The 24,423-nt window shown below is 71.1% G+C and carries 19 protein-coding genes and 2 tRNA genes; 11 read left to right on the forward strand and 10 right to left on the reverse strand.

Annotated features, from left to right (window positions below; translation table 11 throughout):
- Positions 1-440 precede the first annotated feature (440 nt).
- Positions 441-2,243 carry a putative bifunctional diguanylate cyclase/phosphodiesterase gene (locus tag ABD371_RS06865; RefSeq protein ID WP_344473826.1) on the forward strand — a complete coding sequence of 601 codons (1,803 nt, stop codon included), beginning with the start codon at positions 441-443 and terminating at the stop codon, positions 2,241-2,243.
- Positions 2,244-2,413: 170 nt separating this feature from the next.
- Here the strand turns inward: ABD371_RS06865 and ABD371_RS06870 are convergent, their stop codons facing one another.
- The 3 genes from ABD371_RS06870 to ABD371_RS06880 all read right to left on the reverse strand — a co-directional run bounded on the left by ABD371_RS06870 (position 2,414) and on the right by ABD371_RS06880 (position 6,358).
- Positions 2,414-4,132, reverse strand: coding sequence for a glycosyl hydrolase family 18 protein (locus tag ABD371_RS06870; RefSeq protein ID WP_344473828.1), 1,719 nt, complete (start codon positions 4,130-4,132; stop codon positions 2,414-2,416).
- 228 nt (positions 4,133-4,360) lie between these two features.
- Entirely contained in the window at positions 4,361-5,473 is a 1,113-nt protein-coding gene (locus tag ABD371_RS06875; RefSeq protein ID WP_344473830.1) for an LLM class flavin-dependent oxidoreductase, read from the reverse strand.
- 162 nt (positions 5,474-5,635) lie between these two features.
- Positions 5,636-6,358: an aspartate racemase/maleate isomerase family protein gene (locus tag ABD371_RS06880; protein ID WP_344473832.1), complete on the reverse strand. Its 723-nt coding sequence runs from the start codon at positions 6,356-6,358 to the stop codon at positions 5,636-5,638.
- 107 nt (positions 6,359-6,465) lie between these two features.
- On the opposite strand from ABD371_RS06880, the gene ABD371_RS06885 reads away from it, so the two are divergent.
- From ABD371_RS06885 to ABD371_RS06915, 7 genes are all read left to right on the forward strand, one after another.
- Positions 6,466-7,719 (forward strand): amidase family protein, encoded by a 1,254-nt coding sequence (locus tag ABD371_RS06885; protein WP_344473834.1) that lies wholly within the window; start codon positions 6,466-6,468, stop codon positions 7,717-7,719.
- A gap of 79 nt (positions 7,720-7,798) precedes the next feature.
- Positions 7,799-8,713 (forward strand): ectoine/hydroxyectoine ABC transporter substrate-binding protein EhuB, encoded by a 915-nt coding sequence (gene ehuB, locus ABD371_RS06890; RefSeq protein WP_344473836.1) that lies wholly within the window; start codon positions 7,799-7,801, stop codon positions 8,711-8,713.
- Positions 8,710-9,468: an ectoine/hydroxyectoine ABC transporter permease subunit EhuC gene (gene ehuC / locus ABD371_RS06895; protein WP_344473839.1), complete on the forward strand. Its 759-nt coding sequence runs from the start codon at positions 8,710-8,712 to the stop codon at positions 9,466-9,468. The genes ehuB and ehuC overlap by 4 nt, the downstream gene beginning before the upstream one ends.
- A complete protein-coding gene (gene ehuD, locus ABD371_RS06900; RefSeq protein WP_344473841.1) occupies positions 9,465-10,115 on the forward strand; it encodes an ectoine/hydroxyectoine ABC transporter permease subunit EhuD in 651 nt (216 codons plus the stop codon). Before ehuC ends, ehuD begins: the two co-directional genes overlap by 4 nt.
- A gap of 115 nt (positions 10,116-10,230) precedes the next feature.
- Positions 10,231-10,983 (forward strand): ectoine/hydroxyectoine ABC transporter ATP-binding protein EhuA, encoded by a 753-nt coding sequence (gene ehuA / locus ABD371_RS06905; protein ID WP_344474118.1) that lies wholly within the window; start codon positions 10,231-10,233, stop codon positions 10,981-10,983.
- Between the two features lie 158 nt (positions 10,984-11,141).
- Positions 11,142-11,900 carry an IclR family transcriptional regulator gene (locus ABD371_RS06910; RefSeq protein ID WP_344473843.1) on the forward strand — a complete coding sequence of 253 codons (759 nt, stop codon included), beginning with the start codon at positions 11,142-11,144 and terminating at the stop codon, positions 11,898-11,900.
- Between the two features lie 116 nt (positions 11,901-12,016).
- Positions 12,017-12,090: transfer RNA gene (locus ABD371_RS06915), tRNA-Lys, on the forward strand.
- 477 nt (positions 12,091-12,567) lie between these two features.
- Here ABD371_RS06915 and ABD371_RS06920 read toward each other — a convergent pair.
- From ABD371_RS06920 to ABD371_RS06930, 3 genes are all read right to left on the reverse strand, one after another.
- Complete coding sequence (locus ABD371_RS06920; RefSeq protein WP_344473845.1) at positions 12,568-13,155, reverse strand: lytic polysaccharide monooxygenase auxiliary activity family 9 protein; 588 nt, start codon at positions 13,153-13,155, stop codon at positions 12,568-12,570.
- Positions 13,156-13,459: 304 nt separating this feature from the next.
- Positions 13,460-14,626, reverse strand: coding sequence for an SPFH domain-containing protein (locus ABD371_RS06925; RefSeq protein WP_381733296.1), 1,167 nt, complete (start codon positions 14,624-14,626; stop codon positions 13,460-13,462).
- Positions 14,623-16,275, reverse strand: a complete 1,653-nt coding sequence (locus ABD371_RS06930) for a peptidoglycan-binding protein (RefSeq protein WP_344473847.1) — start codon at positions 16,273-16,275, stop codon at positions 14,623-14,625. Before ABD371_RS06930 ends, ABD371_RS06925 begins: the two co-directional genes overlap by 4 nt.
- A 148-nt stretch (positions 16,276-16,423) precedes the next feature.
- On the opposite strand from ABD371_RS06930, the gene ABD371_RS06935 reads away from it, so the two are divergent.
- From ABD371_RS06935 to glxA, 3 genes are all read left to right on the forward strand, one after another.
- Positions 16,424-16,497, forward strand: a tRNA-Lys gene (locus tag ABD371_RS06935).
- Between the two features lie 465 nt (positions 16,498-16,962).
- Positions 16,963-18,897 carry a glycosyltransferase family 2 protein gene (locus ABD371_RS06940; RefSeq protein ID WP_344473849.1) on the forward strand — a complete coding sequence of 645 codons (1,935 nt, stop codon included), beginning with the start codon at positions 16,963-16,965 and terminating at the stop codon, positions 18,895-18,897.
- The gene (gene glxA, locus ABD371_RS06945) at positions 18,894-20,846 is read left to right on the forward strand and encodes a radical copper oxidase GlxA (protein ID WP_344473851.1); all 1,953 of its coding nucleotides are present in this window, start codon (positions 18,894-18,896) and stop codon (positions 20,844-20,846) included. Before ABD371_RS06940 ends, glxA begins: the two co-directional genes overlap by 4 nt.
- An 85-nt stretch (positions 20,847-20,931) precedes the next feature.
- Here the strand turns inward: glxA and ABD371_RS06950 are convergent, their stop codons facing one another.
- The 4 genes from ABD371_RS06950 to ABD371_RS06965 all read right to left on the reverse strand — a co-directional run bounded on the left by ABD371_RS06950 (position 20,932) and on the right by ABD371_RS06965 (position 24,320).
- Complete coding sequence (locus tag ABD371_RS06950; RefSeq protein WP_344473853.1) at positions 20,932-21,930, reverse strand: glycoside hydrolase family 6 protein; 999 nt, start codon at positions 21,928-21,930, stop codon at positions 20,932-20,934.
- A gap of 148 nt (positions 21,931-22,078) precedes the next feature.
- Positions 22,079-22,744 carry a class F sortase gene (locus ABD371_RS06955; protein ID WP_344473855.1) on the reverse strand — a complete coding sequence of 222 codons (666 nt, stop codon included), beginning with the start codon at positions 22,742-22,744 and terminating at the stop codon, positions 22,079-22,081.
- A 10-nt stretch (positions 22,745-22,754) separates the two neighbouring features.
- The gene (locus ABD371_RS06960) at positions 22,755-23,384 is read right to left on the reverse strand and encodes a hypothetical protein (RefSeq protein WP_344473858.1); all 630 of its coding nucleotides are present in this window, start codon (positions 23,382-23,384) and stop codon (positions 22,755-22,757) included.
- Positions 23,385-23,540: 156 nt separating this feature from the next.
- Positions 23,541-24,320, reverse strand: a complete 780-nt coding sequence (locus ABD371_RS06965) for an HAD-IIA family hydrolase (protein WP_190125774.1) — start codon at positions 24,318-24,320, stop codon at positions 23,541-23,543.
- Positions 24,321-24,423: the final 103 nt, after the last annotated feature.

Below are 24,423 nucleotides of genomic sequence, written 5' to 3' on the forward strand. Positions count from 1 at the left end.
TCGCCGGTATCCGGAGCCAGGGGCTCCACTCCCCCGGGTGTTCCCGCGGGTGACTGCTGACCCTCCACGTAGACCTCCGGCTGCGGAATGGGAGACACCTCGACCACCTTGTGGTGTTTTCCTGGTGTACGTCCTGTTCCGGTGCCCCAGTCGAGTGACCTTCCCGAGACCAGTCCGTCATCCGGCCGAGATGGACCGACACTCCGAGAGGTCACGGAATGTCACATCCGGTCGCTCTGACACCGACCTCGATAAAGACCCGCGCAGAAACGATCGACCGGGCCCCTGAGCGGGCACCACCCATGTGGCGGAGCTGGTACGGCGCTGGGAGCAGCCCCTATGATCGGCACACTTTCCCGACCTCTTTGCCCAAGTACCCGACCTTTCCCGACCACATCTGTACGCCCCTGCACGACACAACTGCACTACGGGAGTGAGCGGTGAGCGCAACCTCCGAAGGAACAGGGCCCACGGGAGTCGCAGCCCCCGGCCGGACCCGGCAGCGGATCACGGAGCGTAACGGCTGTTCCATCTCCGAACTGCGCGACTACCGTGCCGCGTTCGCCGCGGCCCATGTCGCCATGGCCCTGGTCGACGACAAGGGCCAGATCCTCAGCGCCAACCCGGCGCTCGGCGCGCTGCTGGGCACCGCTCCGGCGGTGCTGTGCGGCCGTCCGGCGGCCGAGCTGATCGATCTCGCCTCGGACCGCCGCATCTGGCACGCGTACCGCGAGGTGCTGCGCGGCCGGCGCTCCCGCTTCCGCTGTACCCGCCGGCTCAAACACCCCGACGGGCGCGCGCTCTGGGCCGAGGTCACCCTCGCCCCGCTGCCCGAGAGCGGCAGTGTGCTGCTCTGCGTCGCGGACGTCGGCGACCGGCGCGCGCTGAGGGCCCGGCTGCGCCATCTCCAGATGCACGACGCGGTGACCCGGCTGCCCAATCGGACGCTGTTCTTCGAACGGCTCACGGCGGCGCTGGAGTCCTCCGCCTACGACGAGGGCTCCACCGGCCGGATCGGGCTCTGCTACCTCGATCTGGACGGCTTCAAGGCGATCAACGACACCCTCGGCCACCGGGTCGGGGACCGGCTGCTCGCCGCGGTCGCCGGACGGCTCTCGGAGTGCGCCGGGGGCGACCGCGAGGCCGAAGGCGGCCATCTGGTGGCCCGGCTCGGCGGCGACGAGTTCGCGGTGCTGGTGGAGGACTCCACCGGTACGGAACAGCTCGCCGACGTCGCCCGGTCGGTGCTGGAGGCGCTCCAGCGGCCGTTCGACCTCGACGGCCAGCGGCTCTCGGTCTCAGCCTCGATCGGCGTGGTCGAGCGCACGGTCGCCGGGACCACCGCCACCGCGCTGATGCAGGCCGCGGACACCACGCTCTACTGGGCGAAGGAGGACGGCAAGGCCCGCTGGACCCTCTTCGACCCGGAGCGCAACGCCCACCGGGTGACCCGCCAGGCGCTCGCCTCCACCCTGCGGCCCGCCGTGGAGCGCGGCGAGTTCGCCCTGGAGTACCAGCCGCTGGTGGGGCTCGCCGACGGGACGATGCTCGGCGTGGAGGCCCTGGTGCGCTGGGAGCACCCGCAGTTCGGGAGTCTCGCGCCGAATCGGTTCGTCGGGATCGCCGAGGAGGACGGCTCGATCGTCCAGCTGGGCCGGTGGGTGCTGCGCACGGCCTGCCGGCAGGCGCGGCAGTGGCAGCGGGACCATCCCACGTCGCCGCCGCTGTTCATGAGCGTCAATGTCGCCGTACGGCAGGTCTGGGACTCGGACCTGGTGGCGGACGTGGCGGAGATCCTGGCGGAGACCGGTCTTGAGGCCGGGCTGCTCCAGCTGGAGCTGACCGAGTCGGCGGTGATGGGCTCTGCGGGCCGGCCGCTCCAGGCGCTCCAGGCCCTCAGCGACATGGGGGTGCGGATCGCCATCGACGACTTCGGGACCGGTTATTCGAATCTGGCCTACCTCAGCCGGCTCCCGGTCTCGGTGCTGAAGCTGGACGGTTCCTTCGTCCGGGGCTTCCAGGACGAGGCGCATCCCAATCCGGCCGACGAGACGATCGTGGAGGCCATGGTGCAGCTCGCCCACCGGCTGGGGCTCACCGTCACCGCCGAGTGCGTGGAGACGGCCGGGCAGGCGGACCGGCTGCGCCGGATCGGCTGTGACACCGGGCAGGGCTGGCTGTACTCGCGGGCCGTGGCCCCGGCCCGGATCGGTGAGCTGCTCGGTGCCCGGCTGTCCGCCTGAGGCGCGCGCGGAGGACGGGCGGGAGAAATGGATACCGCCCCCGGCCGGAAGTGGTGGGCTTCCGGGCGGGGGCGGCAGTGTGGGGGGACTCGGTGGTCCGGTGGCCCGTCCCCGCCGGCCGGGTGGGGCCGGTCGGCGGGGACCTTCACGGGCCGGGTGTCAGCTCATTCTCAGCAGGCGCCCTGGTCGCGCCAGACACCCCACTGGCCCGTGGTGCCGGGCTCTTCGCCCGTGGTCCACCAGCCGGCCTTCCAGGTGCGGCCCTTGTGCGAGACCAGCCCGTTGGTGTTGTACGTGCCGCTCGCGGTCCAGGCCGGCGCCGTGCAGCCGGGCAGCGGCTGCGAGGGAGACGGATTGGGGTTGCTGGGCGACGGGTTCGGGTTGCTCGGCGAGGGGTTGGGGTTGCTCGGCGACGGGTCCGGGGTGCCCGGGGAGGCGCCGACCGCCGCGACGATGTCGTTGAGCAGGGTGGTCTGGTTGTCCAGGCCGATCAGGGAGTAGAGCATCGCTCCGCCCAGACCGCGCTGGTGACCGTAGTCGGCGCGGGCCTGGATCGCCCGCTTGTCCAGACCGGTGAAGAACTCGCCGTCCTTGTAGAAGTACGCGGCCTTCGCCTCGTCGTCCCAGAAGGTCGTCGCCGGGTTGTCGACGATGCCGCCGAGCTCCTTGTAGTTGGCGATGCCCGCCTGCTGGCTGAGCGGACGCGGGGCGCTGCCGCCGTTCGCGGAGCCGCCGAGGCCGTTCTTGGTCCCGGCCGGGACGTTCTTCCAGCCCCGGTAGTACATCTCGTACCCGAGGGTGAGCTTCTTCGCCGGGAAGCCGCCCGCGATGCCGTAGGCGGGCTTGCCGTCGATCCAGGCGTCGATCGCGTTGTCGATCGAGTACTTCTCGTTGCCCGGCGCGATCGGGTCGGTCGGGTCGGAGGCCGGGGAGTACAGGGGCGACTGGTGGTACGTCGGGCCCTGGGAGCGCCAGGATCCGTGCATGTCGTACGTCATGATGTTCGCGTAGTCGAGGTACGCGCCCACCTTGTCCGTCTCGATGTGCTTGATCTTGTCCTGGCCGGCCGGCATGGCCGCCGTCAGCAGGTACTTCTTACCGCCGTTGGCCGCGCCGTAGGCGTCGAGCTGCTTGCGGAACTCGGCCAGCAGCAGGGTGAAGTTGGCCTTGTCCTCGGGGCCGTAGTGGTTGCCGAGGTGGCCGCCGTTCGAGCCCGGGTACTCCCAGTCGATGTCGATGCCGTCGAAGATCCCGGCGGCGGTGCCCGGGCCTCCGTAGCCGTCGGCGACCGGCAGGTCTCCGGTGAGGTACTGCTTGATGCAGGAGGCCACCAGCTTCTTGCGGCTGGCGTCGGTCTTCGCCGCGTCGTGGAAGTACTTGGAGAAGGTCCAGCCGCCGAGCGAGATGTTGATCTTCAGCTTGGGGTGCTTGGCCTTCAGCTTCTTGAACTGGTTGAAGACGCCCGCGATCGGCTGGTCCCAGCGGTCGGCGACCCCGTCGACGCTGTCGGCGGCGGAGAAGGTGCGCTGGTAGTCGGCGTACGAGTCGCCCGCGCCGTCACCGGCGTTCGGGTTGTTGTCGTCACCCGCGGCCTTGTTCGCCTGGAAGCAGGTCAGATCCGTGGGGTGGATGTTGCCGAACGAGTAGTTGATGATGTCCAGCTTGCCCGCCATCCCGCGGGTGTCCAGGTGCTTCGGGTAGAAGGCGTTGCCGTACACGCTCCACTGGTCGTAGTACGCGATCTTCACGCCGCCGGTCGCGGGGGCGGTGGCCGCCGCGTTCGCGGTGGCGGACTCGCTCGCCGTGCTGGTGGCGGCGAACCCGGCCAGGGTGCCGGCGGCGAGCGCCGCCGTCGTCAGGGCCGCGATCAAGGGTCTGCGGGAGCTCACGAGCAGCCTCCGTGTGGGGGAAACGGGGCTCCTGAAACAGGAGTTGGGGGGAGACGGCCGGCGACCGGATGGCCGTCGTGATTGGTCTCGACCAATGAAGGACTAGACCAATCTCGGCGAGAAATCGCTCGTCAACGCCGTTCAGGCATAAGAAAAGCCGCTTGCCATCTCCATGACAAGCGGCTTAAGGACCGGTTAAGGGTGTGTTGAACAAGCCATAGGAACCGTTCAGGAATGAATCGCCTCGGAAGCCGCCTCTCGGGGCAACTCGTAAGCATCGGCGATCAGTTCGTAGGAACGCAGCCGCTCCTCCCCGCCGTGTGCCGGGGCCGTCAGGATCAGCTCGTCCGCGCCCGTGCGCTTCTGGAGACGGTCGAGCCCGTCGCGCACCGCGTCCGGCGTGCCGTGGACGACATCGGCCATCCAGCTCTGGGAGAACTCGCGCTCCGCCGCCGTGAAGGGATGTGCCTCGGCCTCCTCCGGGGAGGGGATCAGACTCGGCCTGCCGGACCGCAGCCGCAGCATCGACAGCGAGGACGCGAGCACCTGCCGCCGGGCCGACCGCTCGTCCTCCGCCGCCAGCGCGGAGACGCCGATCAGGGCGTACGGGGCCGAGAGCGCGGCCGAGGGCCGGAAGGACTGCCGGTACAGCTCCAGCGCGGGGACGGTGTTGCGCGCCGAGAAGTGGTGGGCGAAGGCGAAGGGCAGCCCCAGCACCCCGGCGAGGCGGGCGCTGTAGCCGGAGGAGCCGAGCAGCCACAGCGACGGCCGGGCGGCCGGGCCCTGCACCGGCCCCGGGACGGCGTGGATCCGGGCGTACGGATGGCCGTCGGGGAAGTCGTCGTCCAGGAAGCGGGTCAGCTCGGCCAGCTGCTGCGGGAAGTCGTCCGCGCCCGGGTCCGCCTGAGCGCCCCGGCGCAGCGCGGCGGCGGTCCCGCCGTCGGTGCCGGGGGCACGGCCGAGCCCGAGGTCGATCCGGCCCGGGGCCAGCGCCTGAAGGGTGCCGAACTGCTCGGCGATCGCCAGCGGCGCGTGGTTGGGGAGCATCACCCCGCCGGAGCCCAGCCGGATGCGCCGGGTGTGGGCGGCGAGATGGGCCAGGATCACGGCCGGCGAGGAGGAGGCCACGCCCGGCATGGAGTGGTGCTCGGCCACCCAGTGGCGGTGGAAGCCGCGCGACTCGGCGAGGCGGGCGATGCGGACGCTGGTGCGCAGCGCCTCGGTGGCGGTGGTGCCCGCGCCCACGGTGACCAGGTCGAGGACGGAGAGCGGGGTGGGGGCGGTGCCGAGGGCCGCTCCGCCGACGGTGTCGGGGGTGTCGCCGGGGGCTGTCGGGTGCACGGGCTCTGTCCTCCTGCGAATGGGCAACGTATAGCAGGAGTGACAGGAGGGAGTCTCCGTTTATTCCCGGCGCTCCGTTCCGGCGGGACGGGCCGTCGGGAAGGGCCGGCGCGGCGAACGGCCTTGCGGGAGACCCCGGGTGGGGCTCCCGGGCGCGGCGGGTCAGGATTCCGGTTTGGCGAAGAGCGTGCCGAGGCGCAGGGCCCAGGCGCGGCGGTCGGCGAGGCGGAGCCCCTCCCAGACGGTGACCTGGTGGGCGGTGAGGACCGGTTTGCCGACGGCTTCCTCCAGCTCCGGCAGATGGGCCACCGTGTGCAGGGCCGGGTCCGGGATCAGCAGGACGTCCGCGCCGGGGCGGTCCGCCGCCCGCGCCAGTTCCAGCAGCTCCGCGAGGCCCCAGGAGGTGTACTCCTCCGCCCGGGGGCCGCCGCTCGGGGGCGGGGTGGCCACCTCGACGCCCGAGGCCCTGAGGAACTCGGTGAAGTGGGCGGTGGCCTCCCCCGAGTGCGCTGCGGCCACCGCGACCCTGGCCGCGCCCAGCCTCCGTACCGCGTGGACGAAGCCGAACGAGGTGCTCGAAGCGGGCAGCCCGGCCACCCGGGCCAGGCTTCTGATCCGCCGGTGCGCCTCCTCCGGGCCCTGGAGCGGGCTGCCGCCGACACCGGTCCACACCACTGACTCGGCCCCCGCGAGCCGCAGCTCCTCGACACCGGCCGCGAGCCGGCCGTCGCTCCCGGCCGCCCCGGAGTCCTCGGAGTCCTCGGAGTCCCCGGGGGGCTCCGCGTCGACGACCACGAGCCTGATGTCGCTGTCCAGCAGCACCTCCAGCCTCGGATAGTCGTCCTCGGCGGAGTGCCCGGGGTGGAGAAGTCCGACCGTGGTCATGTCCAGCCTTCCTGTTCGTCTTCGGCGGGGTGTCCCGAGCGTCCCCGGGGTGGCCGGAAAAGCCGTTCCCGAACGTGGTCGGCGGGAAACGTGGGTACGTCCCCGGCATGACTGCCCCGCTGACCGCGCTGACCGCCCGCCGACTCCTCTCCGGCTTCGCCGCCGGGGACTTCACCCCCGTGGACGCGACCCGCGCGGCACTGGACCGGATCGGGAGCGTGCGGCCGGACGCCGCGCTCGCGGCGGCCGAGGCCTCGGCGGGACGCTGGGAGCGCGGCGAGCCCCGGGGGCTGCTCGACGGGGTCCCGGTGGCCGTGGAGGAGCCGCCCGCGCCGTACGAGGGGACGGGCGGCGGGGCGGGCGGCGGGGCGGAGGCCCCCTCGGCGGTGCTGCTGCGGGAGCACGGCGCGGTCCTCGTGGGCCGGACCCCGGCCCGGGAGCCCGCCCCGCGCGGCCCCTCCCGCACCCCGGCCCGGGACGGCGCGGCGGCCGTGGCCCTGGGCGCGGTCCCGCTCTCGCTGGGGACCGACGGCGGCGGCGCGATCCGCGTCGCGGCCTCCTTCAGCGGGGTTCTCGGGCTCAAGCCGACCTACGGGCGGGTGCCGCACTTCCCCGCCGGCCCGTTCGGGGCGCTCGCGCATGTCGGGCCGACGGCGCGGGACGCCGCCGACGCGGCGCTGATGCTCGACGTGATCAGCGGGCCGGGCCGGGTCCGCCAAGAGACGGAGGACGGTGTCAAGGGGCTGCGCATCGCCTACTCGCCCTCCTTCGGCGGCCAGGTCGCGGTGCACCCCTCGGTGGCCTCGGCGGTACGGGGAGCGGTGACCGCGCTGGCGGGCCTCGGCGCGTACATAACGGAGGCGGACCCGGACATGGCCGACCCGGTGGACGCGTTCCGGACGCTGTGGTCGGCCTCGGCGGCCCGGCTGGCGCACCGGCTCGGCCCCGGGCGGCGGCGCTCGCTGGACCCGGCGCTGCTGGAGATCGCGGCGGCGGGGGCGCGGATCAGCGCGGTGGAGTATCTGGCCGCCGAGGAGGCGCGGGCGGAGCTGGAGCGGCGGATGGACCGCTTCCACACCTCGTACGACCTGCTGGTCACCCCCACCGTGCCGGTGCCGGTCACCGCCGCCGAGGCGTCCCCGGGCCCGCGCGGCCGGGCCGGGTGGCCGCCGTTCGCGTACCCCTTCAACATGAGCCGGCAGCCCGCCGCGAGCGTGCCGTGCGGGGTGGACGCGGACGGGCTGCCGATCGGGGTGCAGCTGATCGCCGCGCGGCACGCGGACGCGCTGGTGCTGAGGGCGGCGCACGCGCTGTACGAGGCGGGGGCGACGGCGGGCGCGGTGGGCACGGCGGGCCGGTAGTACGCCGGGGGGCCGGTAGTACGCCGGGGGGCGCGAAGCCGTCCGCATATCGGCGCGACGCCGGGGTAGCCGGGCGAGCATGGCCCGACCACCGGAGAGACCACGACAGACCGCCCGCCCCACCCTGCGGCGGCGCTCGCTGCTGGCGGGAGCCGCGGCCCTGGGCGTGACGGGCGCGAGCGCCGGCTGCGCCAGGGTCGCGACGGGGAACGACGGCGACGGCGGCCGGCTGCTGGAGCAGCTGCGCGCGACCGGGACCGTACGGCTGGGGCTGGCGGGTGAGCAGCCCTACGGCTACATCGGCAAGGACGGGAGGATGACCGGCTCCGCGCCCGCCGTCGCCCGGCGGATCTTCAAGGAGCTGGGCGTGCCCGACGTCCAGCCCTTCCCCACCGAGTTCGGCTCGCTGATCGCCGGTCTGAATTCGCTCCAGTTCGATGCGGTGGCGGCCGGTATGTACATCAATCCGACCCGCTGCGAACAGGTCGTCTTCGCGGATCCCGAATATCAGATGCTCGACGCCTTCATCGTGGCGCGGGGAAATCCGAAAGGGCTGCGCACCTACCGGGACATCGCCGATTCCGGTGCGCGGATGGCGACCGGGACCGGCTATGCCCAGATCGAGTACGCGAAGGAGGCCGGGGTCCGGAAGGTCACGACCCTCCCCGATCAGCTGGCCGGGCTGCTCGCCGTGGAACAGGGCCGTATAGATGTCTTTGTCGGTACCGCGGTCACCGCGCGCAATGTGGTGCGGGAGACCGAGAGCACCCGTACGGAGGTCGTCGAAGAGGTCACTCCCCATGTCGATGGAAAACCGGTCGTCAGCGCCGGCGGATTCGCCTTCCGGACCCCTGAGACCGCACTCCGCGACGCGTTCAACCGTGAGCTGCGCAAGCTGAAGAAGAGCGGTGAGCTGCTGGAGATCATGCGGCCCTTCGGTTTCACGGCGGACCAGATGACGGATCTCACCGCCGAGGAGAAGTGCCGGGCATGAGCGAAATCACTCCGGGTCTGTGGGAAATCCTGCTGGACGGCGTCTGGATCACTCTCCAGCTGACCGTCCTCAGCGCCGCCCTCGCCGCGGCGGTCGCCTTCGTCACCGGTCTGGCGCGGCTGAACCGGCTCCGGATCGTCCGGTTCGCCGCCGGGGTCTACTTCGAGGTCTTCCGGGGCACGTCGGCGCTGATCCTGATGTTCTGGCTCTTCTTCGTGCTGCCGCTGGGCCTCGGCTGGCAGCTGGAGCCGATGTGGGCCGCCGTGCTGGCGCTGGGGCTCAGCTACGGGGCGTACGGCTCCGAGGTGGTGCGGGGCGCGGTCGCCGCCGTGCCGCCGGGGCAGCACGAGGCGGGCATCGCCCTGAATCTGCGCCCCGGGCAGCGGCTGTGGCGGATCGTCCTGCCGCAGGCGTGGCCGGAGATGATCCCGCCCTTCAACAATCTGCTGATCGAGCTGTTGAAGGGGACGGCGCTGGTCTCCGTCATGGGGGTCTCCGACCTCGCGTTCGGCGCGGCGCTGGTGCGCAACGCCACTGGTCAGAGCGCGCCCGTGTACACGGTGATCCTGCTGGTGTACTTCGTGATCGCCTTCGCGATGACCCGGGGGATGCGGGTGCTGGAGCGCCGGGCGAGGGCCGGGGCGGGCGAGGGGCCGCCACCGCGGCGGGCGCTCTCGCCGCGGCGGCTGCTCCCACCGCGCCGCCGGGCGGCGACCGCCGCCACCACCGCGAGCACCGGGGGTGAGCGCCGGTGAGCTGGGACTGGTCCGCCGTGGACGACTTCCTGCCGCGCCTCTGGGACGGTCTGCTGGTCACCGCGCAGGCGCTGGCGCTGAGCGCGCTGCTGGCGTTCGGCCTCGGTCTGGTGTGGGCGGTGGCCCAGCGCTCGGGGCCCGCCCTGGTGCGCCGGCCGGTGGCGCTGTTCACCGAGTTCGTCCGGAACACGCCGCTGCTGGTGCAGCTCTTCTTCCTCTACTACGTCCTGCCCGAGTGGGGGCTGACCCTGTCCGCGATGGTGACCGGCGTCGTGGGGCTCGGTCTGCACTACTCGACGTACACCGCCGAGGTGTACCGGGCGGGGATCGAGGGCGTCCCCCCGGGCCAGTGGGAGGCGGCGACCGCGCTCAGCCTCTCGCGCGGCCGGACCTGGGGCGCGGTGATCCTGCCGCAGGCGATCCGCCGGGTGGCCCCGGCCCTCGGCAACTACGTCATCGCGATGCTGAAGGACACGCCGATGCTCTTCGTCGTCGGAGTGATGGAAATGCTCGGCGAGGCACGGCAGTTCTCGTCCGAAACCTTTCTGACGGTCGAGGCGTTCACGGTCGTCGGCATCGCCTTCATTCTCATCTCCTGTCCGGCATCCTTTCTCATGCGCACACTGGAGCGTCGTCTTGCCCGCTGACACCGCCAACTCAGACACCAACGCCGGTGCCGCCGTCGACGCCGGCGCCGAGGCCCGGGACGACCACGCCCAGGAGCGCGCCGCCGCCGGCGCGGACACGACCGCGGACGAACTCATCCGATTCGACCGGGTGACCAAACGTTTCGGCTCCAACACGGTCCTGGACTCGCTGGACTTCAGGGTCTTCCCCAAGAAGCACGTGACACTGATCGGGCCCTCCGGTTCGGGGAAGACCACGATTCTGCGACTGCTGATGACCCTGCTGAAACCGGACGAGGGCACGATCACGGTCGACGGGACTCCGTTGTCCCACGAGGAGAGAAACGGAAAGCTGGTCCCGGCGGGCGAGAAACATGTCCGGGAGGTGCGGAAGAACATGGGAATGGTCTTCCAGCAGTTCAATCTTTTCCCGCACATGAGCGTGTTGCGGAATATCACCGAGGCCCCGGTCCATGTACTGGGGATGTCCCGGGACGAGGCCGATGAACGGGCCCTGGAACTCCTGGACATGGTGGGTCTCAAAGACCGTCACGACACCTACCCGGGGCGGCTCTCCGGCGGGCAGCAGCAGCGGGTGGCGATCGCGCGGGCGCTGGCGATGCGCCCCAAGGTGCTGCTGCTGGACGAGGTGACGTCCGCGCTCGATCCGGAGCTGGTGGCCGGCGTCCTGGATCTGCTCCGGGACATCGCGCGCACCACGGACATCACCATGCTCTGCGTGACGCACGAGATGAGCTTCGCCCGGGACATCTCCGACTGCGTCATGATGTTCGACGAGGGGAAGGTCATTGAATTCGGCCACCCGGAGAAGATGTTCGGCGATCCGGAGCAGGAGCGGACCCGGGAATTTTTGAGCGCGGTGCTCTGAGGTTCACAGGAGGATGTCGCGGGCATATGCCCTCCGGATAAGCTCGTGCAACGTGCGGGGGCGCACCCCGCATTCTCGCCAACAGCTCCCCCTTTGGATGCTCTTGGCCGCTATCGTGGTACGGATGCCGTGCGGCGACGACCTGCTAGGGGGAGACCGTGGCGCTGAAGCCGGAGCCGACCGCGCCGTTCCACTCGGTGCGGTACGTCCTGCGTGTCCTGGAGACGGTCTCCCGGCACTCCGGCGGGGTCACCGACGCGCAGATCGGCCGCGAGAGCGGGCTGCCCGCCGCGCATCTGTCCCCGCTGCTGGAGATGCTGCTCCGCGAGGGCTATGTCGAGCAGATCTCGGACGGTGCCTATGTGATCGGCGACTCGCTGGTGCTGCTGGGCTCCGGGGCCAGCCGGCAGCAGGCGCTGGAGATCAAACTCCAGGACACCCTCGCGGAGATCCGCGACTCGGTGGGCGCGGCCGTCTACCTCAGCCGGTATGTGGACGGCGAGGTCAGGATCACGCAGTACGCGGACGGCCCGCGCACCCCCAAGGTCAATGAGTACGTCGACTTCCGCTTCGCGGCCCACGCCAGCGCGCTCGGCAAGTGTCTGCTGACCCAGCTCGACCCCAACGGCCGCCGCGACCATCTGGCCCGGCACAAGATCACCCGATTCACCTCGCGGACGATCACCAGCGAGAAGCTGCTCTTCTCCAAGCTGGACAGCCAGCCGCCCACGGTCCCGGTGCTCGATCTCCAGGAGTACGCGGTGGGCACCGTCTGCGCGGCCGTCCCGCTGACCGCCGGGGCGGCGGTGGGATGCCTGGCGCTCTCGCTGCCGATCGAGCACGCCCACCGGCTGCGCGCGGCGGCAGAGAAGCTGAACCGCAGGGCGGCCCCGGTGGTGCTGTCCCTGGTGCTCTGAGCCACGCGGAAGCAGTGCTCGCGAATCGGAGCACCGCTCTCCATGGCCCCCTGGGACGGGAGGGACGGGAGTGGTCGCAAGCACTCCTCGGGACCAGGTAATATTTATGTCGTCAAGCGCCGCTAGCTCAGTTGGTTAGAGCAGCTGACTCTTAATCAGCGGGTCCGGGGTTCGAGTCCCTGGCGGCGCACATTGAACACCTTGGGCGTTCCGGTTCAACCGGAACGCCCAAGGTGTTTTCTGTCGTTTCTCCGCGCGTTTCCGGGTCGCCGCGCCACCGTGCCGCCTGACACATCGGGACCGCCGGACCCCGATGCGAGTACGGGCACACGGGCACACGGGTACGGGCACGGGTACCAGTGCCACAGCCGCCGCCCGGACACACGAATGCGCCCGGCCGGCGGCCCCGGCCAAGGCCGCCGAACCGAGCGGGAAAGCGTTCGGAGCGCTGTGGGGCAGTGCTCCGCCGCGGCACCGCGCCCTCCGTGGCACCAGGCCCACGGAAAGCGCGGCACGCACGATCGCGCCGGAGGTCACCCGGCGGGGCTGAGGACCCGGCTCCGGTCCCTCGGCCCCACCTGGTGATCACTCCGCCGGCGTTTCACGGCTGCCGTGCGGGCCGGTGGGCCCATGGCTTCCGTGATTCCGTGCTTCAGCCGAGCTCCGATCAGAACTTGACGTCGGAGCAGGCGTAGAACGCGTTGGGCGTGTCGGCGACGGTCCACACCGCGAGGATGAGGTGCTTGCCCGAGCGCGACGGCAGGTTACCGGCGTGCGACAGCGTCTGCGGAGGCTGCTTGCCACCGTAGGGAACCGTCAGGAACGGCTGCGACTCAAGCGCCGACCTGGTCAGCGGCTCGCTGGGGTTCCACCCGGCCTTCGTGATGTAGTACTTGAAGTCCGCGGTGGCGTGGCGGGCCGTGAAGCGCCAGTTGAAGGTGTGGCTCGCACCCGAGGACACCTGGGTGGCGGGCCAGTTTCCACCGCGCGGGTTGTCGAGCGGCGCGAAGCCTCCGTTGCCGCCCGCGCAGATCTGGCCGTCGGCCGGACCGGCGGCGGGGAAGCCCTTGAGGCCCTCGACGCTCTGCGGCTCCCACTGGATGCTGCCGCAGTTCGACACCGTGCCATTGGCACAGAGCTTCTGACGGCTGATCGGAGAGTCGGTGTAGCCATGGCTGTTGGCACTGCCAGTGGCGAGCACAGTCGCGCCCGTCACGAGAAGGCCGACAGCGGCGGCGGTCATCTTGTTGCGCATGCTTCGCTCCAGGGAACGTGGGGGAGTTCAGTGAGCCGTGCTTGCACGCGTGCGTGGGGGTGTATCTCAAAGCGGGTTGGGAGCGCTCCTTTTCGCGCCCCTTCAGGTCTAGACCAAGCACCAATGTATTGACGGAAGTTCACCATGTCCAGACCAATTGGAAACCTTCACTTGGCCGGGCGCCCGCTTCCCCTTAACTTCTCCGGCGAATCCTGCATATCGCCGCACTTTGCCTGCGGCATACCTGCGGCGCTTCACCGGGTGATGCCCCAACCCCCTCCATCTGCCCCCGGCGCGGGGGGTCTCACTCCTCCCGGGCCCCCGAACGGCTCGCGTAGAACGCCACCGTCAAATCCTTGACCAGGGCCTTTCGTTCATAGTCGTCCAGCTCGACCAGCCCCCGCGCGGTCAGCCGGGTCACCGTGTCGTCCACCGCGTCCACCACCGAGGTCAGCACGCTGTCCCGGTGCCGCGCGTCGATCGCCGCGATCCGCCGGCGCTGCATCGCCGCCGCCACCTCCGGCGCGTACTCGATCCCCACCGGCTGCGCCGAGAAGATCTCGACCCCCACCGGAACGCACTCGGCGGAGAGCATCCGGGTCAGCGCCCCGCCCACCGCCTCCGCGTCGCGCAGCGTCGGCGCGTCCTCGTGGAAGGCGTCCGCCGGGAGCTGCGAGAGCACCCTCGCCATCGCCGACTCCACCTGCTCGCTCACGTACTCCTCGTGGTCCTCCACCCCGAGCACCGCACGGGCCGTGTCGCGCACCCGCCACACCACCAGGACCACCACCCGCAGCGCCGTGCCGTCCGCGTCCACGGCGGGCATCGGATCGCTGCGCCAGTGCCGCAGCCGCACATCGACCCGGTGGCGCAGCAGCATCGGGCTCATCCACAGCATTCCGGTACGCCGCACACTGCCCCGGTACTCGCCGAACTGGGTGAGCACCCAGACCCGGCCGACCTGGCCGCGACCGATGCCGCCGAGGGCGAAGAGCGCGATGGCCACGCCCAGCGCGAGCAGACACCACAGCCCGAGGCCGATGCCGTGGAAGGGGTACACGGTCAGTCCGAAGAGCCGGGGCACCATCTCCGGGAGGGCGCCCGCGCCCCACAGCACCGTGCCGATCCCGGCGATCGCGCACGCCCCCGCCGCCAGCCCCGTCCAGCCGGGCAGCACCGCGCCGGGGCGCTCGGCCAGCTCCGGGTCGCCGGGCGGCGCGGGCCGCGAGGCGGCGGGGGCGGGGGCGGGGGTGCGCGGGGCGGCCGGCCCGGGGCCGACCCTCGGCTGCTCCCCCGTGCCCTTGCGGCGCGCGACCACGGCGGGCCGCAGCGCCACCGGCGGGGCGTCGGTGTCGCGGAAGAGAAGGTGCACCGGGATCTCGGTGGTCGCCTCCTGGGTGATGACCGGGGTGTGCCTCGGCGCCTCGGCCGGGGCGTCGCCGCCCTCCGGCTCCGATGTCGTGGTGTTCATGACTGCTCTCGCCTCTTCTGTCGGGTCACTGCGACGGTCTCGGCCGAGGCGGCGGAGGAAGCGACGACGGCGGGGCCGGGGGCCGGGGGGCCGCCGAACAGCCGCCGCCAGGTCTCCGGGCCGGGGTAGCCGTCGGCGGCGGTCCCGCGCCAGCCCTGGGCCCGCTGGAACGCCTCCACATTGCGCCGGTCCTCCTCGGTCCAGACCGGCCCGGGCCCCGAGGTGTAGTGGCGTCCGAAGCCGCGCTGCACCAGCCGCCGGCCGAGCCGGTCGACCTGCGCTCCGGACCGGCCGGGCCGGAAGTGCCCGCGCCCCGGGTAGGGCGGCCCCGCCGTCCGGGCCTTCGCGTCCACCGCGTCGGCGGCGGCCGGAACCGGAGCGGGAACCGGAGCCGGGGCCGGAGCCGGGGCCGTCGGCTCCACCGCGACGGGCTCCGGCGGAATGTCCCGGCCCTCCCCCGTCACCAGCAGCCGCCAGGTCTCCGGTCCCGGCTCCCCGTCCGCGTCGCCGCCGCTCCACCCCTGGGCCAGCTGGAACGCCTCGGTCGCCCGGCGGTCCGCCTCGCCCCAGACCGGGCCGGGCCCCTCCGTGTAGAAGCGCGCTCCGCCGCGCGCGAGCAGCATCCGGCCGAGCCGGGTGACATGGGTGTTGTTCGCGCCGGGGCCGAACGCGGACTCGCCCGGGTAGGCGTCGGCCGAAGCGGTCCCCGCCGCCACGGCGCCGGTGCCGGTGTCGGTGTCGGTGTCGGTCAGCTCCAGCCTGCGGTAGGCGACGTACTGGTCGGAGTCGCTCCAGTAGGCCATGGGCGTGGACTGTCTGCGGGTGTGCGGCCTGGTCTGCTCATAGGCCAGATAAGAGGTGTGCGCGTCGTCGGACCAGCCGCCGAAGATCGTGACGTGCGAGTCCTCGTTCGGGGCGACCGGATTGTGGAAGAGCAGGATGTCGCCGGGGCGCAGCTCCGCGCGCGCGATGCGGGTGCCGTACTGGGCGAGGGTCCCGGTCCACTCGTTGCGGGCCAGGCCCCAGGCCATGGAGACGAATCCGGAGCAGTCCTGGCGGTAGCCGTCCGTCCAGTACGTCTTCATGCTGTACGGGACCTTGGCGGCGAGCCACTCCTTGGCCCGGGCGATGATCTCGGCGCGGGTCGTCGCCCGCACCGGCATCGGCGGCGCGGGCGCGGGCTCGGCGGCCGGACCCGGCACGGGGGCGGGTACGCCGGGCTCCGGCCCGGGCGCGGCCGGCACCGGCGCGGCCGGGGGATCGGGCGGGGTCGCCGTCGGCGGCGCGGCCGGCGGCACCGAGGAGGGTACGGAGGAGGGCGCGGGAGACGGCACGGCCGGCAGCCCGGCCGCCGGCGCGGGAGCCGGAACCGGAACCGGAACCGGAACGGAGGCAGGGCCCGGGTCGGAAGCGGGCGCGGGCGCCGGCGCGGTGGCGGGTCCCGGCGCGACCGGCGGCGCGGTCACCGCGTGGACCGGCCCCACCGCCCCGCCGAGCACCACCCCGGCGGCGGTGAGGAGCACCAGCGCCCCGCGGCGGCCGTGCGCCGCCGGACGGCCGCCGGACGGCAGCGCGCGCGGACGCGGGAAGCACCCCGGGCAGCCGCAGTCGGGAGCGGGCTCGTACTCCTCGAACACCGGCACACTCATCTCCGCCCTCTCCACCCTCTACGGACTTGTGACGATTTACCCCATTTTGCGGGACTGCCGGGAAAAACCGACGATCCGACAGGCCGGTACGGGCGGGCAATGGTCGGGAGCACCTCCCGGGGTCCGGTAGAGTTCTCCAGGTCAGCACGCGCCGCTAGCTCAGTTGGTTAGAGCAGCTGACTCTTAATCAGCGGGTCCGGGGTTCGAGTCCCTGGCGGCGCACGCGCACCGGAAGCCCCCTCGTCACGGACGAGGGGGCTTCTGTCGTACGCCCGCGCCACACCTCCCGAGCCCTGTGGACGCTTTCCAGCCATCCACACATGCTCCCGGCATTTTCACAAAGCCCCTGTGAATCGCACAAATGACCGATTCTAGGCTATTTGACCCTTGCGATCACGTGATGGGTCGGAGACCCTATTCTGATTCCGTCACCCTCGGCCGCACAGCCGTCGCAGCGCAGTTGAGGGTGCATGGAGTGCACGATTCCGTTGTGCGCGCCGGGGCGGGAGTCCCCTGCGCGGATCCATCCGGCAACAGACATCGCGCAACCACTGGGTCACTGTCCGCTGTCTGCGGCGGCGATGGCCCGCACCCATGCGTTCAGGCCACCGGGTCGAGGGGGCTCGCGGTCTGACGCGCCGACAACCACATTCACGCGCGCCGCATACGCGTGCGGGGGGATGATCCATGACGTCGACGCCGAACGGCGCCGGGGGGTCCACCGACCCTTCCCTGACAACCCAGCTCAGAGTGGTGCCGGGCCGCACCGGCAGCCGGCCGCCCCGCCCCCGCAAGGCGCCGCCGAAGTACGACTACGAGCACTACAGCAGGCTGGCCGGCCCCCTCACCCAACCCGATCCGGCCAAGCCCTACACCGTCGAGTACCGCTCCCTGCTCTCGCAGGAACCGCACCGGATACGCGCGGCCCTCCTGCTGGGCGCGGCACCGCTCGTCTCCCTCGGACTCTTCGTCTGGCTGATGCAGCCCTCGCACTGGACCGAGCGCGACCCCAACCTCAAGAACGACACCCTGCTCGTCCTCGACATCGTCATGCTGGTGTCGATCGGGCTGATCGAGCTGTTCCGTACGCTGAACGTGCTCTCCAACGCCCACGCGACGCTGGTCGCGCGCGACCCGATACCCGTGGTCCCGGAGAGCGGCACCAAGGTCGCCTTCCTGACCTCCTTCGTACCCGGCAAAGAGCCCCTGGAGATGGTCACCAAGACCCTGGAGGCGGCCGTACGCATCCGCCACCGGGGGCTGATGCACGTCTGGCTGCTCGACGAGGGCGACGACCCCGAGGTCAAGGAGGTCTGCGCCCGGCTCGGCGTGCACCACTTCTCCCGCAAGGGCGTCGCGAAGTGGAACCAGGCCAAGGGCGCGCACCGCGCCAAGACCAAGCACGGCAACTACAACGCCTGGCTCGACGCGCACGGCGACGACTACGACTACTTCGCCTCCGTCGACACCGACCACATCCCGCTGCCCAACTATCTGGAGCGGATGCTCGGCTACTTCCGCGACCCGGACGTCGGCTTCGTCATCGGCCCCCAGGTCTACGGCAACTACGACAGCTTCGTCACCAAGGCCGCCGAGTCGCAGCAGTTCCTCTTCCACGCCCTGATCCAGCGCGCGGGCAACCGCTACGGCGCGCCCATGTTCGTCGGCACCTCCAACGCCGTCCGGATCTCCGCGCTGAAGCAGATCGGCGGTCTGTACGACTCGATCACCGAGGACATGGCGACCGGCTTCGAGATGCACCGGGCCAAGAACCCGGCCTCCGGCAACCGCTGGCGCTCGGTCTACACCCCGGACGTGCTGGCCGTCGGCGAGGGCCCCACCGCCTGGACCGACTTCTTCACCCAGCAGCTGCGCTGGTCCCGGGGCACCTACGAGACGATCCTCAAGCAGTACTGGAGAGGCTACGGCTCACTGCCGGTCAGCAAGCTCTTCAACTACACCATGATGATCATCTTCTACCCGATGTCCGCCCTCAACTGGATCCTGGCGGCGCTCAGCTGCGCCCTGTTCCTGGGCATGGGCGCGTCGGGTGTGCAGATCGACCCGCTGATCTGGATGATGCTGTACGGGAACGCCTCCGCGCTCCAGATCGGCCTGTACATCTGGAACCGCCGCCACAATGTCTCGCCGCACGAGCCCGAGGGCTCCGGCGGCCTCGCGGGAATGATGATGTCGGCGCTCTCCGCGCCGATCTACGCCCGCTCGCTGATGGACGCCGTACTCCGCCGCAAGAGCTCCTTCGTCGTGACCCCGAAGGGCGACTCCTCCAGCCCGGACACGCTGTTCGGCACCTTCCGGATCCATCTCTTCTTCATCTTCGTCTTCGGCGCCTCGCTCGCCTCGTCCTTCGTCTTCGGCCACGATCATCCGGCGATGATCACCTGGGCCACGCTGGCGATGCTGATCACGGCCGCCCCGATCCTCGTCTGGCGGCACTCCCTCCACGAGGAGAAGAAGAAGCGGAAGCGCCGCAGGCGGCGCGGGGGCGGAGCGGGCCGGCCCGCCGGGTCCGCCGCCGCGCCCGCGCCGCCCCGGCCGCCCGCCGGAACCGGTGACTCCGAACAGACCATGCAGATCGCCCTTGGGGGACGTAAGAAATGAGCAGGAAAGCCGCGCGGACCGATCACCGCAAGAGGCGCGCCCGTCGGCTGGCGATAGGCGCGGCGGTGGTCGTCGCGGTGGCCGGGATGAACGGTCCGGCGATGTGGCGCTACGGCACGGCGAAGTACCACGCGTACAAGATCGACCAGCCGGAGTACAAGGCCGCGAACGGCAAGTGGAGCTTCCTGGACATCCCGTCCGAGTTCCGGGTCAACGCGATCCACGCGGCGCTGCTGCACACCGGCAAGGTGCTGCTGATCGCCGGTTCCGGCAACAACCAGAAGAACTTCGACGCCAAGAAGTTCGAGACGGTGCTGTGGGATCCACAGACCGACGTCTTCAAGAAGATACCCACGCCCGCCGATATGTTCTGCGCCGGACACACCCAGCTGCCGGATGGAAAGCTGCTGGTCGCGGGCGGTACCAAGCGGTACGAGAAGCTCCAGGGCGATGTCACCAAGGCGGGCGGTCTGATGATCGTCCACAACGAGGACCCCGACGCGCCCAAGACCGTCCCCGCCGGCACCAAGTTCACCGGCAAGAAGAACGGCAAGACCTTCGTCTCCAAGGACCCGGTCCTGGTGGAGAAGGCGAAGAAGATCTTCGACAAGAAGACCGGGCGGTTCCTCCGGACCGAGGCCGGGCTCGGCCGGATCTATGTCGAGGCCGAGAAGACCGGCAAGGAGTACGAGACCGGCACCGAGGACAACTACCGGGTGCACGGCCTCACCGGCAGCGACACCCGCAATGTCTACGCGATCGCCCAGAAGCTCGCGCTCGACAAGAAGGACTTCCAGGGCATCAAGGACTCCTACGAGTTCGACCCGGTGGCGGAGAAGTACATTCCCGTCGACCCGATGAACGAGGCCCGCTGGTATCCCACCCTGACCACGCTCGAGGACGGGAAGGTGCTCGCGCTCTCCGGGCTCGACGAGATCGGCGCGATCGTCCCCGGCAAGGACGAGATCTACGACCCCGAGACGAAGAAGTGGGAGTACACCGGGAAGATCCGGAAGTTCCCCACCTATCCGGCGATCTTCCTGATGGACAACGGCAAGCTCTTCTACTCCGGCTCCAACGCCGGCTACGGGCCCGCCGACGTCGGCCGTGACCCGGGCGTCTGGGACCTGGACACCAATGAGTTCGAGAAGATCCCCGGGCTGAGCGACGCCGATCAGATGGAGACCTCGGCGACCGTGATGCTGCCGCCCGCCCAGGACCAGCGGTTCATGGTCATCGGCGGCGGCGGGGTCGGCGAGGACGAGAACTCCAGCGAGAAGTCACGGCTGGTGGACCTCAAGAAGGACAAGCCGCGCTTCGAGGACGGCGCTTCCCTGGAGAAGGGCACCCGCTACCCGAGCGCCTCGCTGCTGCCGGACGACTCGGTCCTGGTCACCGGCGGGTCCCAGGACTACCGGGGCCGCAGCGGCTCCAATGTGCTCCAGGCCCGGACCTACGATCCAAAGACGGGCGAGTACACCCGTGTCGCCGACCCCCGGGTGGGCCGCAACTACCACTCGGGCTCGCTGCTGCTGCCGGACGGCCGGGTGATGATCTTCGGTTCGGACTCGCTCTACGCGGACAAGGCCAACACCAGGCCGGGCGTCTTCGAGCAGCGGATCGAGATCTACGAGCCGCCGTATCTCTACCGGGACACCCGGCCAAAGGTCAGCGGCGGCCCCGAGCGGATCGAGCGCGGCGGGAAGGGCACCTTCAAGGTCACCAGCGAGCATCCGCTCACCTCGGCGAAGCTGCTGAAGCCCAGCGCGGTCACCCATGTCACCGATGTCGACCAGCGCACCATCGCGCTGGAGACGACGAAGACGGCGGACGGCGTCGAGGTCACCGTGCCGGAGAACCGGGCGCTGGTGCCCTCGGGCCGGTACATGTTCTTCGTGACGGACGACCGGGGGACGCCGTCCGAGGCGGTCTGGGTCGAGGTGCCGTAAGCGGTACGCCGTCACACCGTCCACACGCAGAACGCGGGGCTCCGGACCGTTCGTCCGGAGCCCCGCGTTCTGTCGTTCTCCGCTGCTACGCGCCCCGGGCGAGGCCCAGCGCGTACTCGGGCCACCACTCGCCCGCCCGGGGGCCGCCCTTGCACTCCCCGTCCGACTCCCCGGGGCGCTTGATCCAGAGATAGGCGTCCACCAGCGGATCCCCGGTCTCGACGGTCGGCGTCTCGCCGAGCGCCCGGCCGGGCGGATTGCACCAGTTCTCCTTGGGGTCGCCCCCGGTGTACGGGCCCTTGCCATTGCGGCTGGTGTCGATGACGAACGGCTTGCCGTGGATCTTCGCGGAGAGCTTCTTGCCGAACTCGGCGCTCGCGGCGGTCGGATAGAAGTTGGAGACATTCAGGGCGAAGCCGTCCGCCTTGTCCACACCGGCCCGGCGCAGCGGCTCCTGGAGCGCGTCGGGGTTGGACCAGCCGGCGTTCCCCGCGTCCAGATAGACCTTGGTGCCGGGCTGCTTCTTCAGCCGGTCGACCGCGCCCCACAGCAGCTGGTAGCGCTCCTCGTGGAACTCCTTGGGGGTGCAGTTGTCCACCAGGTGGAGCACCGCGTCCGGCTCCAGGATCACGGTGGCCCGCCGGTCGCCGATGCCCTTGGCCGCCTGGTCGATGAAGTCGCGGTAGGCGCCCGCGTCGGCCGCGCCGCCCTTGGAGAACTGTCCGCAGTCGCGGTGGGGGATGTTGTAGAGCACCAGCAGCGCGTCCCGGTCGGCCTCGGTGGCCGACTCGGTGATGCGCCGGGTCTCGGCCTCGACGTTCTCCGTGCCGATCCACTCGGCGACCGGCTGACCGGCTATCTTCTCGATCAGCGCGGCCTTCTCGTCCTCGCCGTCCTCCCGGTAGGAGAGGACCTGCCGGGCCGCGTTCCCCTCCGGGTTGACCCAGTACGGATCGGCGGCCCGGGGATGCTGACTCACCTTCAGCTTCGGCTCCCCGCCGCCCTGCGACGTACAGCCGGAGAGCAGCAGCGCCGCCGCCCCCGCGATCCCCGCCGTGGCGCGTCCGGTCCGACTCATCTGCATCCGCTCCCCCTTGGCCGTGCCGCTCCGAGGCATCTCGGAGCCTGACGCCCCGGCCGATACCGGTCGATTCCATCCTGGCACACCAGGTCAGCGGGGTAGGAGGCCCAGGCCCCCGGTCCACCGCCCGGTCCGTCGCCCCAGAGGTCTCCTACCGTCGTACGCCGGTGAGATAGGCGGATACGACCACATTGGCGGTGTAGCTTCCGGTCGCCCGGTCGAAGGTGCCCCCGCAGGTGATCAGCCGCAGCTCCGCCCGGCCCTCGCGGTGCGGTCCGTACACCTTCCGCGCGTCGAAGCGCTCCCGGCCGAAGACCTGGACGTCGTCGATGGTGAACTCGGCGACCGAGCCGTCCGCCCGGGTCACCCGGATCTTCTCGCCGGGGCGGGTGGCGCTCAGACCGTAGAAGACGGCGGGTCTGGTCTCGGTGTCCACATGGCCGACGAGCAGGGACGCCCCCCGCGCGCCCGGCTGCGTACCGCCGCCGTACCAGCCGACCGTCCGGGGGGCGGCGTAGGGCGGCGGGTCGATCGCGCCGGCGGCGTCCAGGCCGCGCGGCACCACGGGGGCGGTGACGCCTATGGACGGGATGTCGACGCGGCTGGGCCTGGCGGGCTCCAGCGGCCGGTGCGCGGGCGGCAGCGGCACCCCGAGGGGTCTGCCGACGGCGGCGGCGTCGCCGGTGGTGGGGGCCGAGCTGCCGCCGGGGCCGCCGGTGACCTCGTGGCCCCAGAGCCAGAGCCCGAGCAGCAGCACCGCCCAGGCGACCCCGGTGAGGAACCGGCCGGAGCCCGGCGCGCGTTCGTCGGCGGACATCCCGGCCGCCTCAGCGGGAGCCGGTGCGGCGGCGGCGCGAGGAGCGGAAGGCGACGGCGAGCGCCGCGACGGCCGTGAGCACCAGCCCGACGACGGTGTGCGTGGTGCCGGGTCCGGCGCTTCTGGACTCTTCCTGGTGCCGGCCGTCCGCGGCGAGGGCGGCCGTGCCGCCGCCGCCCGCCCTGACCGGGGCGACGGGGGTGGGCTCGCCGGGCTTCGGATGGCCCCCGGCGACGCGCAGCACACCGGCGGCGCGGTGGTGGCGGCCGTCGCAGGCGACGGTGATGTCGTGCGCGCCGGGCTTGGCGTGGAAGGCGAGGGAGGTGCTCCCGGAGAGGGTCCGGGACTCCTGGCCGGAGCCGTGGCGCTCCTCCTCCTCGGAGTGCCGGTCCCCGCCACCGCCACCTCCGCCGCCACCTCCGCCGAGCCGCGCGTCCGAGGCGAAGACCCCGGACCTGGCGGTCCCCTCGCGGCCCTCGCAGCCCTGCACCCGGATCTCGACCTCGTCCCCCGGCCGGACCTCGGTGGGGTGGACGGTGACGGTGACGGAGTCCCGGGCGTGGGCGCCGGCCGCGGCGGGGGCCATGACCAGTGCCACGGCCACCCCCGCGGCACTCAGAGCAATCGACCTTGAACGCATGGTGAACCTCCTGATACAGAAAGATTCACGCGTGTGGCGCGTTTTCGCATCCGCAGCCTCCGCCGTTCACCTGCCGCACCCGCCTGAGCTGCGCGAATGAAGGAGAGGCAAGGGTGAACGGCGGGCCTGCGGGCGGGCCGGGTGCCCGCTTGTCGCTCAGATGCGCTCGACCAGATCGGCGATCGAGTCCACGACGGTCGACGGGCGGAAGGGGTAGCGGTCGATGTCCGGCGGGGTCGTCACCCCGGTCAGCACGAGGAAGGTCTCCATCCCCGCCTCCAGACCGGCCAGGACGTCGGTGTCCATCCGGTCGCCGATCATCGCGCTGGTCTCGGAGTGCGCGCCGATCGCGTTGAGCCCGGTGCGCATCATCAGCGGGTTGGGCTTGCCCGCGAAGTACGGGTCCTTGCCGGTCGCCTTGGTGATCAGCGCGGCCACCGAACCGGTGGCGGGCAGCGGCCCCTCGGTGGAGGGCCCGGTCTCGTCGGGGTTGGTGCAGATGAATCTGGCCCCGCCGTTGATCAGCCGGATCGCCTTGGTGAGCGCCTCGAAGCTGTAGGTACGGGTCTCCCCGAGCACCACATAGTCCGGGTCGTGGTCGGTGAGGACATAGCCGATGTCGTGCAGCGCGGTGGTCAGACCCGCCTCGCCGATGACATAGGCGGTGCCGCCGGGCCGCTGGTCGTCCAGGAACTGGGCGGTGGCCAGCGCCGAGGTCCAGATGTTCTCGACGGGCACGTCGAGACCCATCCGGGCGAGCCTCGCGTGCAGATCACGCGCGGTGTAGATGGAGTTGTTGGTCAGGACGAGGAAGGGCTTGCCGGTCTCCCGGAGCTTCCTGATGAAAGCGTCGGCGCCCGGGATCGGGACGCCTTCGTGGATCAGGACACCGTCCATGTCGGTGAGCCAGGATTCGATCGGCTTGCGCTCTGCCATCAACGGGACTCCTGCCGTGCGCGGCGTACAAAATACGAGAGGTGCGAACGCCGGAGGCACGGCCCTGTGTCACCCCGACACCAATAGCCTAATGCGACCGGAC

The sequence above is a fragment of the Streptomyces amakusaensis genome, from assembly GCF_039532665.1.
In the GTDB taxonomy this organism is placed as follows: Bacteria; Actinomycetota; Actinomycetes; order Streptomycetales; family Streptomycetaceae; genus Streptomyces; species Streptomyces amakusaensis.